The sequence below is a fragment of the uncultured Thiothrix sp. genome (assembly GCF_937876535.1).
In the GTDB taxonomy this organism is placed as follows: Bacteria; Pseudomonadota; Gammaproteobacteria; order Thiotrichales; family Thiotrichaceae; genus Thiolinea.
The window spans coordinates 1-6712 of the sequence record NZ_CALFHZ010000011.1 but is presented as its reverse complement, the minus strand read 5'-3'; the positions used below and the strand labels follow the sequence as shown (position 1 = coordinate 6712).

Sequence of the window (6712 nt, the reverse complement as noted above, 5' to 3'; positions counted from 1 at the left end):
CCGTGCGTTGTATGGAAGAAGGCGTGCTCGAATCGGTACAAGATGCCAACATCGGCTCGATCTTTGGGATTGGCTTTGCCCCGTGGACAGGTGGTGCGATTCAGTACCTCAACCAATACGGGCTAGACAAAGCCGTTGCCCGTGCTGCTGACCTCGAAGCCAAATACGGTGAGCGTTTTGCTGCACCGCAGTTGCTCAAAGATAAAGCGGCGAAGGGTGAACTGTTCGCTTAATTCTTTATGGAGAGCCACGTCATAGAGCGTGGCTCTCTAAAATAAAAACCAATCTGACTCTGTGGAAAAAGCATCTTTACCTCTCAAATATTCGCGCTCAAACAGAGAAAAAAGCCTATTAATTTCTTCATCTGAAAAATCCAGCCTTAAAAGATGAGAGCTTGAAACATTCAGATCAAACTCACTCCATATCTCTTTAATTCGAGGATATGCCATTTTTTTTGTTGTATTTTGATTTACAGGGCTCATATCTGGAATAGCATTAAATTCATCAATCATCTCTTTTAGTATATAAAGCATAGTCATATAATATTGCTTTCTGATATCATTAACAGCCTTTTCCATTCTTTTATCAAAATCCAGCAACTCTCTCCCAACTCCTCCATCCATCAAGTACTTCAACTGATTTTTTAGAGCAACATTCAAATAATAACATAAATTAAGAGAGGAGTACATTCTTGTTAATGGCAAATTATAGTCCGAAATGCTATTTTTAAAACCGTTCAAACGAGCTCCACTTGAAACTTTATGATAAAAAGTACCTGCTCCATAGCAGTTTTCAGCCCAATCATACCTTTCTCTTAAAGAGGACATAATTTTTGGATAGACTAAACTCCATACACCACTAACTGCCGGCCCTCTGTCTTCAGTAAATAAATTTTTAACTTTTATTCTCTGACACCTACCTTCTGATTCGTATTTTTCTATCTTTGTCAAATAATTTTCTTTTATCCTTTCTCCATTTTCATCAACCACCAATATTAAATAGAAATCATTCAGACCAATACTCTCCAAAGAATCTAATATCTCCACAATTGCACGCCCAGATACAACAGTATCAATAAAAATAAATTTTTCATTTGGTAGCTTTCTTGGCAGGACACTTTCCCAAGATTTTTTGGCAACATTCTCAACCAAGAACCTATAGAATAATAAAAATTTATCATCCCCTTTTCTTAGAACAAGTGCAGCCAACACACAAGACCAGAATTTACGAATACTCTTTGTATCTTCTTTAGCATCTTTAGGGTCGGCTGAAAAAGGTATTATAACAGGGCTCATAATAGGAGATGTTGACCATTTATATTTCTCTGCAACTCGATCATCTCTATTAGGCATAGCTTTCAAATCATTAAACCAAATATTTTTAGCCAATCTATATATGGGCAGCACACCTCTACTTGGAATTACAACACCTGTATAGCCTTCCTCTATCAAAACCTTCAGGTAAATCAATAGCTCTTCCGAAGCACGAAAATACCCTTCAACATTCTCAACATTAAAAATACTATCCCATGTATCGCTCATAAAATAACCTTTTGGCTATATTTCGAATACTCAAACATCATGAAGAAGACGCTCTAACGTCTGCTCCCTCACCCCATAAAACGCTTTTAGCTCCGCCACCTGCGCCAGCACTTCTGCTTGCTTAGCCGCTGTTTGGCCTTTTTTCACTGCCAAAATCATCTTATTTTTGCTGGTGTGTTCAAGCGCCACAAACTCAAATACTTTGGTGTCATAGCCATGCGCTTCAAGCAGTAGCGCCCGCATACTGTCGGTGAGCATCTCCGCTTGTTGCCCCAAATGTACCCCAAACCCCAACATCGGTTTAAGCAGTTTGGGCGGCTGCATTTGCGGGCGTAGCTCTTTGTGGCAACACGGTGCACACATAATGATCGACGCGCCCAAACGAATACCGGTATGTAGCGCATAATCCGTCGCCACATCACAGGCATGTAGCGCAATCATCACATCGACGTGCTCAGGGTGGAAGCTACGCACATCTCCCTGATAAAAATCCAAGCCTTGCAGCGCACAATCGCGTACCACCCGATTGCACAGGCTGACTAGTTCATCACGCAGCTCGACGCCGGTCACCTGTGGCGTGAGCTTCAAGCTTTGCTCAATATAATCACGGATGGCAAAGGTCAAATAGCCTTTACCCGAGCCAAAATCGACCACACGCACCGGCTGATCCGTCTCTCGCTTTAAATCAGCAAACGCACCACTAAAAATCTCGACAAACTTATTGATTTGTTTCCATTTACGCGACATGGCTGGAATGACTTTTTGCTGGTGATCAGTGACCCCCAGTGCCGTCAAAAAAGGCCGACCTTGATCAAGATAGCGCTGCTTTTCGCGTTGATGGCCTGTGGTGACAGGTGCAGTCTGTTCGGCAGCTTGATGGGCTTGGCGATGAAATTTCACTTTGTTTTTTTTGCCAAGCTGCCATTGTACCGTTTCACTGGTTGTTTGTAGATGCGCATTTTTAAAACTGCTGCCGAGCACTTGCGCCAGCCACGTCAGCGCCTCGTCAATCGGATAGTTTTTGGTAATATCACGCGTCGTATAGCGATATACCACGCTCAAGTGCGGCTGCCCTTTGATCAACATCGGGCAAATGATCGCGCGCTCTAGCTGTGGCTCTGCACCACAATAGCCCGACAAACTGAGTTTTTGCAGATCGCCTTGCTCTATATGCGCCGCCACGCACGCCATAAATTCGGCTGCAACAGATGAGGTCATGGCACGCTCCACCAAACAATCAACGGCGCGCATCATAACATTAAGCCATCAATCACGGTTTAACATCCGTATGGCTTCTTGGACTCCAGACAGGCGATCAATCAGACAGACTTTGAAAGCTCTCTCCTTTTTTGATCTACATAATCTACCAAGTCTTTAACAACTAGCTTTTGAATCGCTAAGATTAAGACTGCCATCTGATCATAGTCAGGCTTTCCATTTTTGACTGGCAATTGAATATATTTATTTTTTACGACGTTCCACCCTCCTAATTTATTTTTATAAGAATATATAGGCAAATCGGTTACTTTGTTAATACATTGAACAGCAAATAAATAATGGCTTGGCAATAATTTACGGCCATCAAGAACCCACCGAATTGCATAGGCATCTGATAAGACCGTAAACTCATTAGATTGGAAATAAGCCCGATAAACATCACTATTTGAAGGAATCGAAATTACGTTCTTTAAAATAGTTGCTCCTTCTTTAGGGACAAAATAATTAAGTCCTTGATTCTTGAAGCTAGACGTGAGACATGGAAGTGTATATGTGTCTGTCATCTGTTTTGATAATTCGTCTGCTTTGAAAGGCAGCTTCTTGGTCGTTATTTTTTCAAATAAAACCCCAAGTTTAAATTTACCCCACTCAATATTTCCATATTCATCTAAAATCTTTTCTTCCTCTATGGTTAGATCATAGTCTTTTAGTCCTGTCGTCGCAAGATAAGATTCTAGCGCAGCGTTATATTGAGCTTCAAGGTCAGCAATAAATTCTTCCATGAAGTCAAAATCCACCTGATCGTTTTTAACAGGTAGACATACAGTCAAACCATCCGCATCTTTGGGATAGAAATTTCTACCATAGTCAAACTTACCTGTATGAGATGACTTATGAATAGCTGTCGTCACAAAGACTGCTGCGAATTTTTGTAATTTCTCGGTATGAACAACAGTAATATGATCATCGGCTCCATATTTGTAGCTTCGATATTTTGCAGAACCAAACATATCTATAGTTGTGGTATTTTCTGAAAAAATCCTTACCTCATTTCCAATAAATGCAGAGACTCCTTCATCGGTCTCTCCTGCGGTTACGAAAGGCAAATGGCCAGAAACTCTGTCATCGCTCTTTAAACGCTTACCGCGTGTAGATTTTCCAAATAATCTTTCAAGATTAAACTCACCCCACTCAACTTGACTTAACTTGTCGTTGAGTGAGGGACTTACTTTCCCAGACTGTCATCATCCTTATGAGATTTGAGAATATTGCTTATCTCCCATGCCAAATAGTCACTCACTGTCTTCTTGAAATCTGCTAGCGTCGGCTTCGTATCAATCGGTGCAGATTGATTCCAATCAGCCCCATTGGTGGGATCAATCACACCCTCATGGTACTCACGCTCAGTGAGCCACTTGAGCTTATGCTTACCAAAGCGCACCAGATTCACTACCTCCTCGTAACGCTCCCGCGCATGATCAGTATCTTTTAAGTTATTACTGGCTTTTTTACGATTAGTCCGTGTATAGCCATCATTACTAAAATCAATAAACTTGACCACATCATCTTTTTGATGCTTCTCACCGATTTTAAACACATAAATATTGGTTTGTACGCTAGCCTTACCAATAAACAAATCAATTGGCATCTTAATACTGGCTATCAGCGTGTGCTTTTCTAGGATTTTTTTATTGTAATCTTTAGCCTTACCCGAACCCGCCGAATTTTGAATAATGATCGCGGCATAGCCTTTCTTCATCATACCCAATGCACGCTCGACAAAATTCATGCCGTTGCCATTGGCTGAATACGGTGGATTAAGTACAAAGGCATCCGCAGGAAACGGCTCACCTGTAGAACCAAAGCCATATTTACCATCAAAATCCGTTAAAGAATTCTTGTTCAGAATATTTGAGCTTCCATCCCCCATTAGGATCATGTTCAAAATAGCCAGCATGTACACGTTAGAAAGCAACTCTAAACCCAATAACTGCTTTGCTTTGATATCGACTTCTTTCTGACGCAACTTCTCGGGTGAGGTGATGCTATTTTTGGCATCAATCAACATCTCGTTCATGGCAGCCACCAACAAGCCTGCCGAACCCGTTGCAAAATCCCATACATACGAGTCTTTGTTGACCCGTGCTAACCTCACTAGCAACGTGGACACATAGGAAGGCGTTAATACCACATCATTCAGCTTATCTTGACTAAAGCCAAGCCAACCATACATTTCATTGAACAACTTTCCGGTGAAATCAGTAGTCAGGCCGATTTTGTAATAAATGCCCAAATCGTCTACGATCTTGGTAAATACACGCTTAAGCTGACTTTCACCATTGACAGGTTTGTTAATGTTTTCGGTTAGTAACGTATTTGACAACGTCCGAATGATTAGATTTTTCTTTTCATCGGGCAACTGTTTTTCAGCTAAAAATGCTTGAATACGGCCAATAATAATATCACCATCGCGCCCACCTTGATAACTTAGAGACTTCAACTCCTCTTTTTCTAAGACAGGCACTTTACCTGCGATACCCAGCGTGGCAATAATCGAAGCCGCCACTAAATAAACGCGGTCATTTTCACCTAAGCCTTTTTCATTCTGATAAATGTCATTATTCAGCTTGACTAGGCTTGCATCAATTTCTCGCTCACGCTGCTCTTTCAGCTTATCCAATTCATCTTGTGACAAGCTGAGCGCCTTCACTTGCTCAATAAACGCATCAAAGTTATCTTTTTTTAGAAAAGAGAAATCTGAAAACTCACCAACTTCCTGCCCAGCACCCAAGTTACTCTTGGACACATAGTACACACCGATTTTAGGCTGGATTTTTCCAGATTCGTCTTTGTGACCAGTCATGCCGATGGCAATAATGTCAGTGTAGCTGGTGTGGTGTAGCAAGGCATTTGCATAATGCACTGCCCCATTCACCGCATATCCATTGATATTTGAAAAGTGTGGCTCATTTTTTGCCTTTTTATTTTCAACCTTACCATCTTGATCAAGCTTTACCAGCTTATCCTCATAGCCTTTGTATTCAATTAATATCGGGTAATAATTCATGCCTTTATCTTGTAGTAACAGCTTAGTATCTGGCCGATTAGCACCAGCGCCACCATTTTTCGTAAAATAGTCAGCGAGAGCTTTATCAATTTCTGTATTTAATGGCTCTTGCTCTAATTTGTATTCTAAATGATACGATCTTAACCAGTTATTACCTAATTCAGTGATATTTGGCTCTACAGACTGAATAGATTTTTTCATAACGCACTCCTGTCAGTTGCCAATGCAGAACTATGCAATAATCCGCTCATCTTTACTGCATAATAAAACCCCCGCCTTTATTCAAGGCGGGGGTTTTGGATAATGAGCTGACGATGACCTACTCTCACATGGCGAATGCCACACTACCATCGGCGCTAAGAGGTTTCACTTCTGAGTTCGGGAAGGGATCAGGTGGTTCACTCTTGCTATAGTCGTCAGCACAACTGTAAGGCTTGTCGCATCTCTGCGGCTTGCCAATACTAAACAGATTGGGCTGGTTGAGTCGTTTGTTGCTGTCTTGCGATGTTTCTGAATCAAGCACGGTAAACCGTATACAACCGTTTGGGTGTTGTATAGTCAAGCCTCACGAGCAATTAGTATTGGTTAGCTTCACACATCACTGCGCTTCCACACCCAACCTATCAACGTCGTAGTCTTCAACGGCTCTTTAGAGGGTATAAAACCCTAGGGAAATCTAATCTTGAGGTGGGCTTCGTACTTAGATGCTTTCAGCACTTATCCCTTCCGTACATAGCTACCCGGCAATGCCACTGGCGTGACAACCGGAACACCAGAGGTACGTCCACTCTGGTCCTCTCGTACTAGGAGCAGATCCTCTCAAATTTCCAGCGCCCACGGTAGATAGGGACCGAACTGTCTCACGACGTTCTAAACCCAGCTCGCG

Annotated in this window: 3 protein-coding genes, 2 rRNA genes and 2 pseudogenes; 1 reads left to right on the top strand and 6 read right to left on the bottom strand. The window is 41.9% G+C overall.

The genetic code is table 11. From position 1 onward, the window contains the following. Nucleotides 1-233 (top strand): annotated as a pseudogene (locus tag Q0230_RS06480) (hypothetical protein); the annotation flags it as partial. Between the two features lie 36 nt (nt 234-269). Here the strand turns inward: Q0230_RS06480 and Q0230_RS06475 are convergent. The 6 genes and pseudogenes from Q0230_RS06475 to Q0230_RS06450 all read right to left on the bottom strand — a co-directional run. Further along, nucleotides 270-1541, bottom strand: a complete 1272-nt coding sequence (locus Q0230_RS06475) for a hypothetical protein (RefSeq protein ID WP_298609035.1) — start codon at nt 1539-1541, stop codon at nt 270-272. Between the two features lie 30 nt (nt 1542-1571). Next, complete coding sequence (locus Q0230_RS06470; RefSeq protein WP_298609034.1) at nt 1572-2795, bottom strand: SAM-dependent methyltransferase; 1224 nt, start codon at nt 2793-2795, stop codon at nt 1572-1574. 65 nt (nt 2796-2860) lie between these two features. Continuing rightward, nucleotides 2861-3943: pseudogene (locus tag Q0230_RS06465) on the bottom strand (restriction endonuclease subunit S); the annotation flags it as partial. Between the two features lie 41 nt (nt 3944-3984). Then, nucleotides 3985-6027 (bottom strand): N-6 DNA methylase, encoded by a 2043-nt coding sequence (locus Q0230_RS06460; RefSeq protein WP_298609033.1) that lies wholly within the window; start codon nt 6025-6027, stop codon nt 3985-3987. Between the two features lie 105 nt (nt 6028-6132). Beyond that, a 5S ribosomal RNA gene (gene rrf, locus Q0230_RS06455) occupies nt 6133-6247 on the bottom strand. Between the two features lie 133 nt (nt 6248-6380). Then, nucleotides 6381-6712, bottom strand: a 23S ribosomal RNA gene (locus Q0230_RS06450); the annotation flags it as partial.